14 protein-coding genes are annotated in these 17,064 nt (G+C 31.7%); 4 read left to right on the top strand and 10 right to left on the bottom strand.

Annotated features, from left to right (window positions below):
- Nucleotides 1-126: 126 nt before the first annotated feature.
- A complete protein-coding gene (locus P8H50_RS09730) occupies nt 127-2,763 on the top strand; it encodes a valine--tRNA ligase (RefSeq protein ID WP_300208379.1) in 2,637 nt (878 codons plus the stop codon).
- Nucleotides 2,764-2,894: 131 nt separating this feature from the next.
- Nucleotides 2,895-3,668, top strand: a complete 774-nt coding sequence (locus P8H50_RS09725; RefSeq protein ID WP_300208894.1) for a DNA/RNA non-specific endonuclease — start codon at nt 2,895-2,897, stop codon at nt 3,666-3,668.
- Between the two features lie 45 nt (nt 3,669-3,713).
- Here P8H50_RS09725 and P8H50_RS09720 read toward each other — a convergent pair whose 3' ends face one another.
- The 5 genes from P8H50_RS09720 to gcvP form a co-directional block, all read right to left on the bottom strand.
- Nucleotides 3,714-4,565, bottom strand: coding sequence for a glycosyltransferase family 2 protein (locus P8H50_RS09720; RefSeq protein ID WP_300208375.1), 852 nt, complete (start codon nt 4,563-4,565; stop codon nt 3,714-3,716).
- A gap of 23 nt (nt 4,566-4,588) precedes the next feature.
- Nucleotides 4,589-5,440 carry a glycosyltransferase family A protein gene (locus P8H50_RS09715; RefSeq protein WP_300208372.1) on the bottom strand — a complete coding sequence of 284 codons (852 nt, stop codon included), beginning with the start codon at nt 5,438-5,440 and terminating at the stop codon, nt 4,589-4,591.
- Nucleotides 5,441-5,523: 83 nt separating this feature from the next.
- Nucleotides 5,524-6,048, bottom strand: a complete 525-nt coding sequence (locus P8H50_RS09710) for a methyltransferase (protein WP_300208369.1) — start codon at nt 6,046-6,048, stop codon at nt 5,524-5,526.
- 55 nt (nt 6,049-6,103) lie between these two features.
- Nucleotides 6,104-7,162: a 3-oxoacyl-ACP synthase III family protein gene (locus P8H50_RS09705; protein ID WP_300208366.1), complete on the bottom strand. Its 1,059-nt coding sequence runs from the start codon at nt 7,160-7,162 to the stop codon at nt 6,104-6,106.
- 183 nt (nt 7,163-7,345) lie between these two features.
- Entirely contained in the window at nt 7,346-10,195 is a 2,850-nt protein-coding gene (gene gcvP, locus P8H50_RS09700) for an aminomethyl-transferring glycine dehydrogenase (RefSeq protein ID WP_300208363.1), read from the bottom strand.
- Nucleotides 10,196-10,315: 120 nt separating this feature from the next.
- Between gcvP and P8H50_RS09695 the strand changes: the two genes are divergently transcribed.
- The gene (locus tag P8H50_RS09695) at nt 10,316-11,146 is read left to right on the top strand and encodes a hypothetical protein (protein ID WP_300208360.1); all 831 of its coding nucleotides are present in this window, start codon (nt 10,316-10,318) and stop codon (nt 11,144-11,146) included.
- On the opposite strand, the gene P8H50_RS09690 is transcribed toward P8H50_RS09695, so the two are convergent.
- From P8H50_RS09690 to P8H50_RS09670, 5 genes are all read right to left on the bottom strand, one after another.
- Entirely contained in the window at nt 11,123-11,380 is a 258-nt protein-coding gene (locus P8H50_RS09690; RefSeq protein ID WP_300208357.1) for a glycine dehydrogenase, read from the bottom strand. The two genes, P8H50_RS09695 and P8H50_RS09690, sit on opposite strands and share 24 nt — an antisense overlap.
- Complete coding sequence (locus P8H50_RS09685) at nt 11,373-11,603, bottom strand: hypothetical protein (protein ID WP_300208907.1); 231 nt, start codon at nt 11,601-11,603, stop codon at nt 11,373-11,375. Before P8H50_RS09685 ends, P8H50_RS09690 begins: the two co-directional genes overlap by 8 nt.
- 71 nt (nt 11,604-11,674) lie before the next feature.
- The gene (locus tag P8H50_RS09680) at nt 11,675-13,708 is read right to left on the bottom strand and encodes a M3 family metallopeptidase (protein WP_300208354.1); all 2,034 of its coding nucleotides are present in this window, start codon (nt 13,706-13,708) and stop codon (nt 11,675-11,677) included.
- A 369-nt stretch (nt 13,709-14,077) separates the two neighbouring features.
- Nucleotides 14,078-14,563: a 5-(carboxyamino)imidazole ribonucleotide mutase gene (gene purE, locus P8H50_RS09675; RefSeq protein ID WP_300208351.1), complete on the bottom strand. Its 486-nt coding sequence runs from the start codon at nt 14,561-14,563 to the stop codon at nt 14,078-14,080.
- Nucleotides 14,564-14,565: 2 nt separating this feature from the next.
- Nucleotides 14,566-15,720, bottom strand: a complete 1,155-nt coding sequence (locus P8H50_RS09670) for a 5-(carboxyamino)imidazole ribonucleotide synthase (protein WP_300208349.1) — start codon at nt 15,718-15,720, stop codon at nt 14,566-14,568.
- Nucleotides 15,721-15,880: 160 nt separating this feature from the next.
- Between P8H50_RS09670 and P8H50_RS09665 the strand changes: the two genes are divergently transcribed.
- Nucleotides 15,881-16,990, top strand: a complete 1,110-nt coding sequence (locus tag P8H50_RS09665) for an adenylate kinase (protein WP_300208347.1) — start codon at nt 15,881-15,883, stop codon at nt 16,988-16,990.
- Nucleotides 16,991-17,064 lie beyond the last annotated feature (74 nt).

The raw sequence follows: 17,064 nt of genomic DNA, 5'->3' as shown, positions 1-17,064 counted from the left end.
TTAGATATAATACAATCTTACATGTACATTCAGCATATTTATCAATACATTAATACAAGTTAATATTTCGCAGAAACAGAAATATAAGTATTTTTGCTATTCAATATTCAAAAACTATTCCAAAGTATGAACATTCCATCAAAATATGATGCAAAAGCAGTAGAAAATAAATGGTACAGTTACTGGATGAAGCATGATTATTTTCATTCTACACCAGACGAGAGAGAACCTTACACCATTGTAATTCCACCTCCAAACGTTACTGGAATACTGCATATGGGACACATGCTAAACAATACAATTCAAGATGTACTTATTCGTCGTGCACGTTTACAAGGGAAAAATGCTTGTTGGGTTCCTGGTACAGATCACGCTTCTATTGCAACAGAAGCTAAGGTGGTAGCACGTTTAAAAGAGCAAGGAATAGATAAAAACGACTTAACAAGAGAAGCCTTTTTAAAGCATGCTTGGGATTGGACCGAAGAATATGGAGGTGTAATTTTAGAGCAACTTAAAAAGTTAGGCTGCTCTTGCGATTGGGAACGTACAAAATTCACAATGGACGACGACATGTCTGAAGCTGTAATTAAAGTTTTTGTTGATTTGCATGAAAAAGGATTAATTTATAGAGGTTACCGAATGGTAAATTGGGATCCTGAAGCAAAAACAACGTTGTCTGATGAAGAAGTAATACATGAAGAACGTCAAGGAAATCTGTATTATCTAAATTATAAAATTGAAGGAAGTAATGATACATTAACCATTGCAACCACAAGACCAGAAACTATTTTTGGTGATACTGCAATTTGTATTAACCCAGAAGATGAACGTTTTACACATTTAAAAGGAAAAAAGGCAGTTGTGCCTATTTGCGGAAGAGTGATTCCTATTATTGAAGACGAATATGTTGATATAGAGTTTGGAACTGGTTGTTTAAAAGTAACTCCTGCTCACGACGAAAATGATAAAGTTTTAGGAGATAAGCATAATTTAGAAGTCATTGATATTTTTAATGAAGATGCTTCGTTAAATAGCTTTGGATTACAATTTGAAGGTCAAGATCGTTTTGTTGCAAGAAAAAATGTAGCGAAACTATTAGACGAAACTGGTGTTTTAATAAAAACTGAAACACATATTAATAAAGTAGGAACATCTGAACGTACCAAAGCTGTAATAGAACCAAGGTTAAGCGACCAATGGTTTTTAAAAATGGAAGAATTAGTAAAACCTGCTATTGAAGCTGTTTTAGGTGAAGATGCAGAGATTAAATTATTTCCTAAGAAATTTGAAAACACTTATCGTCACTGGATGGAGAACATTCGCGATTGGAATATCTCACGTCAATTACTTTGGGGACAACAAATTCCTGCTTATTTCTATGGCGACGGAAAAGACCATTTTGTGGTTGCAGAGAATATAGAGTCAGCAGTTGAGAAAGCTCGAAAAGTAACAGGAGACGCAGATTTAAAAGCTTCAGATTTAAAACAAGATACAGATGCTTTAGACACATGGTTTTCCTCTTGGTTATGGCCAATGAGTGTGTTCGATGGTATTCGTAATCCAGAAAACGAAGAAATAAAATACTATTATCCTACAAACGATTTAGTAACAGGACCAGATATTTTGTTCTTTTGGGTAGCACGAATGATAATTGCTGGCTACGAGTATAAAGACCAAAAACCATTTAACAATGTCTATTTAACAGGTCTTGTTCGCGATAAGCAACGTCGTAAAATGTCAAAATCTCTAGGTAACTCTCCAGACGCATTAAAATTAATTGAAGATTATGGAGCAGGAGGTGTTCGTGTAGGTTTACTGCTAAGTAGTGCTGCAGGAAACGATTTAATGTTCGACGAAGCACTTTGCCAACAAGGAAAAGCCTTTGGAAATAAAATATGGAATGCTTTTAACTTAACTAATATTTGGGATGTTAGTGATAATATACTACAACCAAATTCTAGTAAAATAGCTTTAGATTGGTACGAAGCAAAGTTTCAAACAGCCTTAGTAGAGATAGAAGACCATTTTAGTAAATACAGACTAAGTGATGCTTTAATGGCAATCTACAAATTAATTTATGATGATTTTTGTGGTTGGCTTTTAGAGATAGTAAAACCTGCCTATGGTAAGCCTATAGATAGTCTTACCTATAAGGCGATTATCGCCATTTTTGAAGATAATTTAAAAATATTACATCCCTTTATGCCATTTTTAACGGAAGATATATGGCAATATATTGCAGAGCGTTCACCAGAAGAAGCATTAATCATTGCCAAATGGCCAGAAGCAAAACCAATTAATAGTGAGATTATTTCTCAATTCGAATTTGCTTCAGAAGTCATTTCTGGAATAAGAACGGTAAGAAAAGAAAAGAATATAGCATTTAAAGACGCTATAAGTTTATCGGTTATTAATAACGAAAATTCTGATACTACTTTTGACGATGTTATTTCAAAATTAGGAAATTTAGAAGCTATAGAATACGTTAAAGAACCTGTAGAAGGTGCTTTAACCTACAGAGTAAAATCTAACGAGTACTTTATACCAATGGAAGGCGCAATAGATGTAGAAGCAGAAATTGCAAAACTAACAGAAGAATTAAACTACACAGAAGGTTTTCTTAAATCTGTACAAAAGAAACTTTCCAACGAGCGTTTTGTTGCAGGAGCACCAGAGCAAGTTGTTGCAAGTGAAAAGAAAAAAGAAGCAGATGCTTTGGCCAAGATTGAAACATTAAAAAGTAGCTTAGAAAGTTTAAAATAAAACTTAAGAACATAGTGTTAAAACCTCGCAATTGCGAGGTTTTATTTTTCTTAAATTCTGTGAGTTTAGTTTAATTAATAAAAAAACAATTTAAATTGAACAGTAAAACAAAATATTCCATATTGACAGCAATAGTAATTATTGCAACCTTAGTAATTAAGGATTACATAAGTAATCAAGAGCAAATAAAAGTTGTTTCAGGCGGTGTTACTGTAAAAGCAAATACCAACGAATATTTTTTGCCTACAAGTACTACAGGACAAACTATACATCATCAAGGCTATAGTTTAAGTTATAGCGAACCACATGAACAAGCAGAATGGGTCGCTTATGAACTTAAGAAATCGCATTTATCTAATACCAATTTTAAGCGACCGTATTTTGAAATAGATGAAGCTGTAAAAACGAAAGCTGCCCATTGGAGAAATTACAAAAAATCTGGGTATGATAAAGGTCATTTATGTCCTGCTGGAGACAGAAAGTACAGTCAAACTGCACATGATGAAACTTTTTTAACAAGTAATATTTCGCCTCAAAAACACGATTTCAATGCAGGTGTTTGGAATAGATTAGAACAAAAAACACGCTATTGGGCAAGCAAGTATGATGGTGTTTTTGTGGTTTCTGGTGGTGTTTTAAAAGGCACGATGAAAACCATTGGAACCGAAAAAGTAGCCGTCCCAAATCAGTTTTATAAGGTAATAATCGATAACAATTCTGGAGACACAAAAATGTTGGCTTTTTTAATGGATCATGAAGATTCTAACAAGCCACTTTATAAATTTGTAGTATCTGTAGATGAGGTTGAAGCACTAACAGGAATCGATTTTTTTCATGAATTAGACGACGAAGTAGAAAATAGATTAGAGGCTTCAAGCAATTATAAAAATTGGAGTTTTAATTAATTATTTTTCTAATTCATTGAAGGCGAAACCTCATCAATTCAACATTTACAAACCTATCTTGTCTCTAAAATCTTTCCAGCGTTCCTGTCTTACAAAACGACCTTGTTTTTCTGTGATAAAAGGTTCTAATTTTGCTCTTTTTGCTTTAAAATATCCATAAACAAAATTGTTAAAAGTAGCAAAGCTCTTTCTTTTTAAACCATTAAAAACACCTACTATAAAAGTAAGTATAATACCATAGCGCATTTTATACATGGCTTCACCATGCATAAACCTTGCTTGTTTTCCATAGTTTTGTCCAGTTGGTTTTAAGTGTTTTACTATTAAATTATCATCAAGCACAATCTCCCAATTGTAAAATTTAGCTAATAACTCATCAATTGTATCCCAACCCATATCGTTTTTAAGTTTACCAATCTCTATAAAACAATCTTTTCTATAAGCCTTTAATGCGCCTCTAATGTGTTTTTTTCCTGTAATTTTTTCTCTTTCCCATTTATTGTTTTTTTCAACATAACAATAGCCAGAAGCCATACCAATTTTTTTATCCTTGTTAAAATGTTTAGCTAATGTTTCTAGATAGTTATCTGGAAATATTAAATCGGCATCAAACTTACAAATCACATCATAATCGTCATCTAAACTATTAAAACCTTTATAAAAAGCATTAATAATTTTAGAACCTGGTAAATGTTTGTTTGAAGATGTAATAGTTAATACGGTTAACCATTGGTGTTTTTTCTCAAATTCATCAATAATGTTTTTAGTCTCATCAGTAGAATTATCGTTAACTACTATAACCTTTTTAGGTAATAATGTTTGCGAAGCTAGAGACTGAAGCGTTAGCCCAATATAGGATGCTTCATTGTGTGCAGGTATAACAATATAGAATTTCAAAAAAATAAGAGTTCTGAATAAAATTAACCTAAAATATTACTTTTAATACCTTTCCAACGTAATTTTCTAATAAATTTACCTTCGGCTTCAGAAACTAGATATTCGGTTTTATTAGTTTTAGCCTTAAAAAATCCTTTTAAATCGTTTACAAAAGATATAAAACTTAAGTTCGTTAGTCCTTTTTTTATTGCTGCAATTAGTGTAATTGTAAAACCATAACGCATTTTGTAAAATGCTTCTCCTTGTAAAAAGCGATTTTTTGGATTGTAGTATTTTCCAGTTGGTTTTAAATGCTTAACTTTTAGAGTCGTATCTGTTTTTATTTTCCAACCATAATATTGTGCTAATAAAACATCTACAGTGTCCCAACCAATACTTTGTTTTAAACCACCAATGGCTTTAAAACAGTCTTTTCTGTAGGCTTTAAATGGACCTCTAACATGATTTTTTGATGAGATGGTTTCGTAAATCCATTTATTGTTTTTTTTAATATAGGCCAAACCACCTGCAATGCCAATTTTTTCACTGCTTTTAAAAAGATTTACTATACATTCTAGGTAATTATTAGGTAGAATAATATCTGCGTCAAATTTACAAATAATATCGTAGTTACTGTCTAATGTTTCTAAACCTTTATAGAATGCATTTATTACTTTACTACCTGGAATGTGCTCTTTAGAAGATTGAATTGTAATGCTTTCAATCCAATTGTTTTTAGTTGAAAAATCATCGACTAATTCTTGTGTCTTGTCTGTAGAATTATCATTAACAACTACAACTTTTTTTGGTAACAATGTCTGTGTTGTTAAAGACTCCAACATTAATGCAATGTAGTTTTCTTCGTTATGGGTAGGAATGACAATATAAATATTCAAGGTTTATAGTTGTGTTTTTCTGTGTTAAATTTCCGAAATTATAATGAAACAGCCATGCCTTGAAGTTAAATAAAGGTACTTAGTTATTTTATTTTTTCAGCATAAACAATGTAATACCTTTTGGTAAAATAGCGTAAAATAGTGCGTATGCCTAATTTTTTCGTTGGGTTAGTCCATTTTCTTCGATCAATAATTTTCCAACCTGCTTTTTCTAAAAGCCAGTCAAATTGCCAATCTTCAAATTCATGGTAATGCCTGTCCCATTTGTCAGTTTTACTTCTATAAGCTGAAGCAAACCATAATCGTAATGGAATACTTGCAACTAGCTTGTCGGCTTTTATAGACTTTAAAACAGTGTATGGTGATAATAAATGTTCAAAAATCTCGAAAGCTGTTACAACTGTAGCATCAGATTTTACAATAGCTGAGGTGTCTTCATCTAAATCTTCACCAATTGTGTTTTTAACTGTAAAGCCGCCTTTTTCCATTACTTTTGTAAACGGATTCGATACGCCTAAATCTAAGATTTTTTCTTCTTTAGGTATATGTTTATTTAAAAACTGAAAGGTGAGTTTGTATCTTTTATGTGGAAATTTTCCTTCGTACAAGGCTTTGTTTTTTTAAGTTTTATACTCAACGCATACGTGTTAAATATAATACTAATTAATGTTTGTAAACTATGGCATTAATATTCATTCCTGCACCTACACTAGCAAAAATAATAACGTCTCCTTTATTTATTTTATGACCTTTAAGTTGTCCTTTTAATATTAAATCGTAAAGAGTTGGTACAGTTGCAACACTAGAGTTTCCTAGTGTATTAATGCTCATTGGCATTATACCTTCTGGCATTTCCATTTTATGTAGCTTATAAAAACGTTTTACAATGGCCTCGTCCATTTTCTCGTTAGCCTGATGTATCAATATTTTTTTTACATCTTCAATTTTATAATCGCTTTTTTCTAGACAAGCTTTTAAAGCTAGTGGTACATTTGTTAAGGCAAACTCGTAAATTTTACGACCATACATTTTAATGTAACGACGCTTATCTGTAATTTCTGGCTTATTTGTTTCTCCAAAGTAAATAAAGTGTGCTTCGTCTAATGCAAAAGTTGCTGTTTCATGAGCATTTATTCCGCCTTCTTCATCAGTAGCTTCAACAATTACTGCTCCTGCACCATCACTATAAATCATTGAATCCCGATCATGTTTGTCTACTACGCGAGATAAAGTTTCGGAGCCTACCACTAAACATTTTTTAGCTATTCCAGAAGCAATAAAGGCTTTGGCTTGAATGACACCTTCTATCCAACCAGGACAACCAAATAAAATATCGTAACCAACACATTTAGGATTTTTTATTCCTAATAAATGTTTTATACGTGATGCTATACTTGGCACGGTATCGCTTTGTTCAGAATCATGTTTTACATCACCATAATTATGAGCAACAATAATATAGTCTAAAGTTTCTTTATCAATTCTTGCATCCTTTATTGCTTTCTCTGATGCGAAAAAGGCGATGTCAGAATTTAATAATGAGGGTTTTATATATCGTCTTTCTTCAATTCCAGTAATAGCTTTAAATTTTTCAACTATAACCTCGTTGGTATTGTTTATTGTAGAACCATCTGAATTTATAAATTCATGATTAAAGAAACTCTCGTTTTTTTCAATTTGAGTTGGAATGAAACTTCCTGTTCCTGTAATTTTTGTAGGCATAATGCAAAGCTATTAGTCATTATTATTTTACTAATCTAATTAAATAAAAATAGAGTAATGAGTGTTTTTAAATTAATTGTCTTTTTTTGATTATTTCTTAAAATATGATACTTAAAAATAACAAAAAACAAAAGTCTTTACCAAAAAAGAGGTAAAGACTTTTTTTTAAAGTATTTAAAACCACTACACTTCCATATAGGCTTCGATTGGAGCACAAGTACAAATTAAATTTCGGTCTCCATAAGCATCATCTACACGTCTTACACTTGGCCAAAACTTGGTGTTATGCACATAATCTAGTGGAAAAGCTGCTTTTTGGCGTGAGTAAGGCAGAAGCCATTCGTCACTTGTCACCATATCCATGGTATGAGGTGCATTTTTTAAAGGATTATTGTCGTCGTCTTTGTTTGCTTCGGCAATTTCTTTTCTTATAGAAATCATGGCGTCACAAAAACGATCCATTTCAGCTTTACTTTCACTTTCTGTAGGCTCAATCATCATGGTTCCAGCAACTGGAAATGATACTGTTGGAGCATGAAATCCATAATCCATTAGACGCTTTGCAATATCAACAACTTCAATGCCATTAGCTTTAAAATCACGACAATCAATAATCATTTCATGAGCAGCTCTTCCTTTTTCACCAGAATATAATGTAGGATAATGGTCTTTTAAGCGTTCTTTAATATAATTTGCATTTAATATGGCTACTTCTGTAGCTTTCTTTAAGCCTCTATAGCCTAACATTTTTATGTAACCATAAGATATTAAGCAAGCTAATGCAGAGCCATAAGGTGCAGCAGAAATTGCAGAGATAGACTGATGTCCACCTGTTTTAATAATTGGATTTCCAGGTAAAAAAGGAACCAATTGCTCTGCAACACAAATTGGTCCTACGCCAGGACCACCACCACCATGAGGAATTGCAAAGGTCTTGTGTAAGTTAAGATGACAAACATCTGCACCAATATTTCCTGGATTAGTTAAGCCAACTTGAGCGTTCATATTTGCGCCATCCATATACACTTGACCTCCATTATCATGAATAATTTTAGTAATATCTTTGATAGCAGATTCGTAAACACCATGAGTAGAGGGATAAGTAACCATTAAAGCAGATAAATTATCTTTATGTAATTCTGCTTTTTCACGCAAATCTTCTACATCTATATTTCCGTTTTCTGATGCTTTGGTAACCACTACTTTCATTCCAGCCATAACTGCACTTGCTGGATTTGTGCCATGAGCAGACGATGGAATTAAACAAATGTTTCTGTGGTGATCACCACGAGATTCGTGATAGGCCTTAATAACCATTAAACCAGCAAATTCTCCTTGTGCTCCAGAATTTGGTTGTAATGAAGTGGCAGCAAAACCTGTAATTTCAGTTAATTGGTTTTCTAAAGCATTAAGCATTAGTTTATAACCTATTGGTTGATCTACTGGTACAAATGGATGTACACTTCCCCAATTTGTAGAACTCAACGGAAGCATTTCAGCTGCTGCATTTAATTTCATTGTACATGATCCTAAAGAAATCATGGAGTGATTTAGTGCTAAATCTTTACGCTCCAATCCTTTGATGTATCGCATTAATTCTGTTTCTGAATGGTGCGAATTAAAAACATCAAAGGTCATAAAACTTGATTGACGTTTTAAATGATCTGGAATGGTATTGCTAATTTCAATCGATTTGATTTTGTCTGTAGTAAGTTCTGTAACGCTTTCAAAAATTGAAATAATTTCATTTAAATCTGAAATAGAAGTTGTTTCATTAATAGATATTGTTACAGTATTTGTATCAGGATAATGAAAGTTTACCTCTCTTTTTTCAGCTTCATATTTAGTTTTTACAGCATCAGCTTTAATTTGAATAGTATCAAAATAATGAGAGTTAGCTTGTTCTAAATCTAGTTTTTCTAAAGCTTTAGCTAAAGTAGAAGTTGAGTTTTTAATTTTATCTGCGATAAAAGTTAATCCTTTTGGTCCATGGTAAACGCCATACATGCCAGCCATTACTGCTAAAAGCACTTGTGCTGTGCAAATATTAGATGTTGCTTTATCACGTTTTATATGTTGTTCTCTGGTTTGTAAGGCCATACGTAAGGCTCTGTTGCCATCAACATCTTTTGTTACACCAATTATTCTACCAGGAATATCACGTTTATAAGCTTCTTTTGTTGCAAAAAAAGCGGCATGAGGTCCACCAAAGCCCATTGGTATACCAAAACGTTGTGTAGTACCTACAACAACATCTGCTCCAAAATGACCTGGTGCTTCTAATTTTACTAAACTTAAAATATCTGCTGCAATAGCGACTTTAATCTCTTCAGCATTTGCCTTTTCTATAAAAGATTTTATATCTGTAATTTGTCCATTTTTACCTGGATACTGTAATAATGCACCAAAATATTCATTAGAAAGGTTGTATTCAGACTCATTACCAATAACCAATTCTATTCCAATTGGGTTTGCTCTGGTTTCTAATAAATCTATTGTTTGAGGTAATACTAAATCTGAAACAAAAAACTTATTTACATTAGCTTTCTTTTGGTGACGTTCTCTAACAGAAAACAGAAGTCCCATGGCTTCTGCAGCAGCAGTACTTTCGTCTAAAAGCGATGCGTTTGCAATTTCCATTCCTGTTAAATCAATAATCATAGTTTGAAAATTTAACAATGCTTCTAAACGGCCTTGTGCAATTTCTGCTTGATATGGAGTGTAGGCTGTATACCAACCTGGATTTTCTAAAATGTTACGCTGAATAACTGCTGGTAAAATAGTTGGGTGATACCCTAAGCCTATGTATGTTTTATATACTTTGTTAAGTTTTGAAAGCTCATTAATATGTGATGAATACTCAAATTCACTCATAGCTGATTCTAAGTCTAAATCGTCTTTTAAACGAATGTCATTAGGAATGGTTTCTGATATGAGTTGCTCTATAGTCTCAACACCAATAGCGTCAAGCATTAATTTTTGATCGTCTTCTCTTGGTCCAATATGGCGAAGTGCAAAAGCGTTTGTATCCATTATAATTGTGTGTAAATTTAGTGATGCAAAAATAATGAAAACTTAAGGTATTATTTCTTAAATAAATGAAAGTTTTTAACCATTTAACTCCTTTATTAACAGTTTGCTTAACTTTGTTTAATGCGAGTAATTAAACAGTTTTTTGATTTTTATTTAAATAGTAGTGTTCATGTTGCTTTAGCCGTGTATGCTATGAGTTTTATTACGTTAAAAAGATTCAACATTTTATACGATGAAAACATCTTGTATTTTATTTTTTACGCTACCATTACTGCTTATAATTTTGTGAAATATTTTGGGATTGCAAAATTTCATCACAGAAGTTTAACACAATCATTAAAGGCCATACAAATATTCTCTTTTATTTGTTTTGCGTTTTTATGTTATTATGCATTACAACTACCCTTTAAATCTTTAATATATATTCTAGCTTTTGGAGTAATTACTTTTTTATACGCCTTTCCATTTATCCCAAAAGATTTTTATTTAGATAACCAGCAAAACTTGCGTGATGTTAGTGGAATTAAAGTGTATATTATTGCTTTTGTTTGGACAGGAGTTACTGTTTTTTTACCTCTAATTAACAACGAGTTTACCTTTAATGCAGATGTTTTTATTACTGCATTTCAATATTTTATTTTTGTAATAGTATTAATGTTGCCTTTTGAGATTAGAGACTTAAAGTACGATAGTTTAAAATTAGCTACAATACCACAAAAAATAGGAGTAAAGCTTACAAAGCTATTTGGATTAATATTTTTAATGGTTTTCTTTTTTGCTGAATTTTTTAAAGATGAATTAAGCAACTGTAATATTACTAGTTCATCAATTATTACATTTATTACTGCTATATTTCTGGTCTTTACGAATAAAAAAAGGAACCGTTACTACAGTTCCTTTTGGGTAGAAAGTATTCCAATATTTTGGTTAATTATTGTTCTGCTTTGCTAATTCTTTATCTAAAACAGATTGCATTTTAGTTTTTTCTTTAATATCTAATTTTACAGATTTCTGCTTAATTAAATGAGTAAGTTTTGTGTTGTTTTTTGTATATTTTCTACAAGCGACACAGTATGCTAAATGTAGTGTAAGCTTAATTTTTTCCCACAGTGTAGCATCGTTATACTGCGTTTTATCGCAAGTATGGTTTGCCTCTTCACAGCTTAGAAATATTTTATTACTCATTTTTTAAAACCAATTTTTTTTCTAGACAACCAGCCATAGCAGTTCGTGCTCTGTGTATAATTACCCATAGATTAGACGCTGTAATATTTAATTCATTACAAATAGCTTCAGTTTCGTAATTTAAGATGGTTTTCATTTCGAAAACTTGAGCTTGTTTTGCTTGTGTTACTATTGTTAGTAGTAAGATTAGTAGAAAGTGAAAAATTACTTTAAGTATTTTCATAAAAAAAAAGACGTTATATATAATTTAACGTCTTTTTAAAATGATTGTTTTATAATTTAATGCAAAGTAAATTATTTTATTAATCCTGCACGTTTTAGCAATGCTTCTGGTTTTGGTTCCTGACCTCTAAAGCGCTTGTATAATGTCATTGGATTTTCTGTTCCGCCTTTTGACAATACGTGTTCTTTAAATTTGTTTGCAATATTTTTATTAAAAATACCTTCCTGTTTAAAATAATCGAATGCATCTGCATCTAATACTTCTGCCCATTTATAGCTGTAGTATCCAGAACTATAACCACCTTGAAAAATATGAGCAAATGCAGTACTCATACAATTTTCTTTTACATCAGGAAATAAGTTGGTGTTTTTAAATGCGTCGTTTTCAAAAGCCTTCACATTTTTAATAGTCTCTGGCGACTCTCCTGCATGCCAAGCCATATCTAATAAGCCAAAACTAATTTGTCTTAACGTTTGCAAACCTTCATGAAAAGTGGCAGACTCTTTAATTTTATTTACCAAATCTATTGGTATAATTTCTCCTGTTTCGTAATGCTTTGCAAAAAGCTCTAAAGCTTCTTTTTCGTAGCACCAGTTTTCCATAACTTGGCTAGGCAACTCAACAAAATCCCAGTAAACACTTGTGCCAGATAAACTTGGATAAGTTGTTTTTGCAAGCATACCATGTAAAGCATGGCCGAATTCGTGAAAGAGTGTTGTAACCTCGTTAAATGTTAATAATGAAGGCTTGCTTTTTGTAGGTTTTGTAAAATTGCAAACAATAGAAACATGAGGTCTTTCCTCTTTTCCATCTTTTATAAATTGTGGTTTATAACTCGTCATCCAAGCACCATTTCTTTTTCCTTTTCTTGGGAAGAAATCTGCATAAAAAATAGAAACTAAATCACCATTATTGTCTGTTACTTTATAGGTTAATACATCTCCATGATATTTATCGATGTTGTTTATTTTTTCAAATTGCAAACCGAACAATTTTTTAGCTACTATAAATGCGCCTTCTATAACATTTTCCAATTTAAAGTATGGTTTTAACTGCTCATCGTCTAAACTGAATAATTCTTGTTTTAATTTTTCAGAATAGTAAGCAGAATCCCATTTTTCTAATCGATCTATCTTATCTGTTTTTTTGGCAAAGTTTTCAAGGTTTTTATATTCGTTTTCTGCAGCTGGTTTTGCTTTCTCAAGTAATTCGTTTAGAAACTCAAGAACTTTTTTTGGTGTTTCTGCCATGCGTTCTTCTAAAACAAAGTGCGCATGTGTTTTATAACCTAATAAATTAGCACGTTTAAAACGTAGATTAGCAATCTCTAAAACAATGTTTTGGTTATCTAAATCGTCGTTTTTAAAGGCTTTACTTCCTGCAGCTTTAGAAAGCTCTTGTCTTAGATTTCTATTATCTGCATAAGTCATAAACGGTATATAACTTGGGTAATCTAAAGTTATTAGCCAACCATCTTTTTGTTTGCTTTCTGCTAATTGTTTTGCAGCTTCTTTTGCACCTTCAGGTAAGCCAGACAAATCGTTTTCATTAGTTAGGTGTAATTCATATTTATTGGTTTCGGCTAAAACATTTTCACCAAATTGTAGTTTTAGTTTTGCTAGTTTTTTGTCTATTTCTCGAAGTCTAGCTTTATCAACTTCATTTAAGTTGGCGCCATTTCTAGAAAAGCTTTTGTATTTTTTGTCTAATAAGGTTTGCTGTTCTGTAGTTAGTTTTAAATTGTTTTTTTTGTAGTAAATAGCTTTTACACGCTTAAATAAGGCTGCGTTTAAAGTAATATCATTACCAAATTCTGAAAGTATTGGAGAGACTTCTTGCGCAATTTTTTGAATATCGTCACTCGTTTCGGCAGAATTAAGATTAAAAAAAATGCTAGTGACTCGATCTAATTGCTGTCCAGAAAATTCTAACGCTTCTATAGTATTTTCGAAAGTAGGAAGGGCTTGGTTATTTGTAATTGCTTCTATTTCTCGTTTTGTTTCTTCAATAAGCTCAATAATAGCTGGCTTAAAATTTTCATTGTTAATTTGGGTAAATGGAGCCGAATTATATGGATTAGAAAATTTTTTTGTTAATATATTCATGATGTGATGATTAATTTTTTAATAAAATTTAGTTAAAAGATGCAAAAAATTGAAAATATCTTTTAAATTTGCATCAGATTTTTTCTTGAGAGCTGGTTACTCTCTTAAAAATTATTGATTAATAGCGATAAAAAGCCTCAAATTTATTTGAGGCTTTTTTTTGTCTCAAATTCAAATAAAAGCCAGAATATAAATCGCTTTTAATCGATTATTTTTGTATATAACCGAAAAACCTTGAAGAATTACTTCTGTTTTCTTTCAACTAAATGCAAATTAAGAGTTTTGCTATAAGTTTTTTTATGTGAGTTTTACTCATAGATAGAAAGATTAATAGCGATTAAAAGCCCAGGAGACTGGGCTTTTATATTTTTATATATTTAAGTTCTTAGAAGCTGTTTCAACTTTAAGTTTTAAGCCTTCTTTATAGGTTGTTATTTTATCTAAAACACATTGGTCGCTAGATCCAATTATTTGTGCAGCTAAAATCCCAGCATTTTTTGCACCATTTAAAGCAACTGTTGCAACAGGAACACCTCCTGGCATTTGTAAAATAGATAGAATAGAATCCCAACCATCTATAGAATTCCTGCTTTTTACAGGAACACCAATTACAGGTAAAGGCGATAAAGAAGCTACCATTCCTGGTAAATGTGCAGCACCACCAGCACCAGCTATAATAACTTTTATGCCACGTGTGTGTGCATTTTTACCATAATCGAAAAGTTTTTCTGGTGTTCTATGTGCCGATACAATATCTACTTCAACTTCAATATCAAAACCTTTTAATATATCTATTGCTTCTTGCATTACTGGAAGGTCGCTATCGCTTCCCATGATTACGCTTACTTTGCTCATAATTATTTACTTATTACTTTAATCGTCTTTTTTACATCTTCAGCAATTTTACGTGCTGTATTTAAATTTTCATTTACTATAGTTACGTGTCCCATTTTACGAAAAGGTCTGGTTTGTTTTTTACCATAAATATGTGGTGTTACGCCTTCCATTTTCATAATATCTGCAATGTTTTCATATAAAACATCACCTGTATATCCTTCTGCTCCAACTAGATTTACCATAATGCCACCAACTTTACTTTCGGTTTTGCCTAAAGGTAAGTTTAAAATAGCACGAATATGCTGTTCGAATTGAGAGGTGTAACTGGCTTCAATAGTTTGGTGACCAGAATTATGTGGTCTTGGTGCGACTTCGTTTATTAAAATGTCGTCATTTTTAGTTTGAAACATCTCTACTGCCAACAATCCAACATGATTAAAAGCTTGAGACACTTTTAAGGCAATATCTTGTGCTTTTTTAGCCACATCATCTGTAATTCTTGCAGGACAAATTACATATTCTACTTGGTTGGCTTCTGGATGAAATTCCATTTCTACAACAGGATATGTTTTAACATCGCCATCTGGAGTTCTAGCAACAATTACAGCCAATTCGTTTTTAAAATCTATAAGTTCCTCAGCTATACATTCGCCAGCTGGTAATCCTTTTAAATCATTTAAATTGCGTACGACTTTTACGCCATTACCATCGTAACCAAATTGTGCACTCTTCCAAACAAAAGGAAAATGTAAACCACCATTTAAAACCGCATCTTCAATTTCTGAAGCGTAGGCAAATCGAGAAAACTCTGAAGTAGGTAAATTATGGTCTAAATAAAATAATTTTTGTTTTGCTTTATTCTGTATTACTCTTAAATTCTTTGAACTAGGAAATACTTTTATGCCATCTTTTTCAAGTTTTTCTAGGGCATCAACATTTACGTTTTCAATTTCAAAAGTTAAAACATCTACTTGTTTACCAAAGTTGTAAACAGTATCAAAATCCATTAAATCACCTTGAATAAATGTATTGCAAGCTATTTTGCAAGGCGCTTCATCATTTGGATCTAATACATAGGTTTGAATATCAAATTTTCTAGTGCTGTAAAGCATCATTTTGCCTAGTTGGCCACCACCAAGAATACCTAATTTAAAATCTGAAGAGAAATAGTTCATTGTATTGCCACAAAAGTGGTAAACTTTTTAATTATTAAATAATAATATTATATAACACAAAAATACATTTTATAAAATAAATCAGCCCTAAAATGATAAACCAAAAATCGTATTTCGATTAACAAATACGTATCTTTGCCACTTTCCTTAAAGTAAAATAATGATTAAGCTGCACGACAAATATTTTAAGCCTTTTATTTCTGCTAAAGAAATAGACGCTGCTGTGTCTAAAATGGCAGAAGAACTTGCAAACGATTTAGGCGACGAAATACCAGTGTTTATTGGTGTTTTAAACGGTTCGTTTATGGTAGTTAGCGATTTTGTAAAGAAATACCCAAAACCTTGTGAGGTCACTTTTATTAAATTAGCATCTTATGAAGGTGTAAAATCTTCAGACGATATACAGCGTTTAATAGGTTTAACACAAGACTTGACTGGAAGAACTGTAGTTATTCTTGAAGATATTATAGATACAGGTAAAACGCTTCATGAAATTCACAGAATATTTAAAAACGAAGGTGTAAAACAATTGCTTATAGCAACCTTGTTTTACAAACCAGAAGCTTATAAAAAAGACTTTAAAATTCATTATGTTGGTATAGAAATTCCTAATAAATTTATAGTTGGTTACGGTTTAGATTATGATGGTTTAGGAAGAGACTTGCCAGAAGTATATCAAATAAAAACAACGCAACACATGACAAATTTAGTATTATTTGGACCTCCAGGAGCAGGTAAAGGTACTCAAGCCAATTTTTTAAAAGAAAAATATAATCTTGTACATATTTCTACAGGAGATGTATTTAGATTTAATATAAAAAATGAAACTGCCCTTGGAATTTTAGCTAAATCGTATATGGATAAAGGCGAGTTAGTGCCAGACCAAGTAACCATAGACATGTTGAATGCTGAAGTAGAAAAAAATACTGATGCAAATGGGTTTATTTTTGATGGTTTTCCAAGAACAAATACACAAGCAGAAGCTTTAGATAAACTCATGGAAAGTAAAGACTCTCAAATTAATGCCATGATTGCTTTAGAAGTTGAAGATGAAGTTCTAGTTGAAAGACTCCTTGAACGTGGAAAATCTAGTGGAAGATCAGATGATGCAGATGAGAGTATTATAAGAAACCGTATTAAAGAGTATTATACAAAAACAGCTATTTTAAAAGATTATTATTCTGCTCAAGATAAATATTTTGGTGTAGATGGTTTTGGTAGTATTGAAGCCATTACAGAACGTTTATGTGCTGCTATCGATAAATTATAGTTTTTTATAACGAAACTAAAAACTGAGTAAGTACTAGAGTGAACAACTTTTAACTTATAACTCTAAACTTATAA

The organism is Lacinutrix sp. (genome assembly GCF_029238095.1).
Classification (GTDB): domain Bacteria; phylum Bacteroidota; class Bacteroidia; order Flavobacteriales; family Flavobacteriaceae; genus Lacinutrix.
Note: the sequence above shows the minus strand (reverse complement) of the source record. Positions and strands in the feature narration are given on the sequence as shown.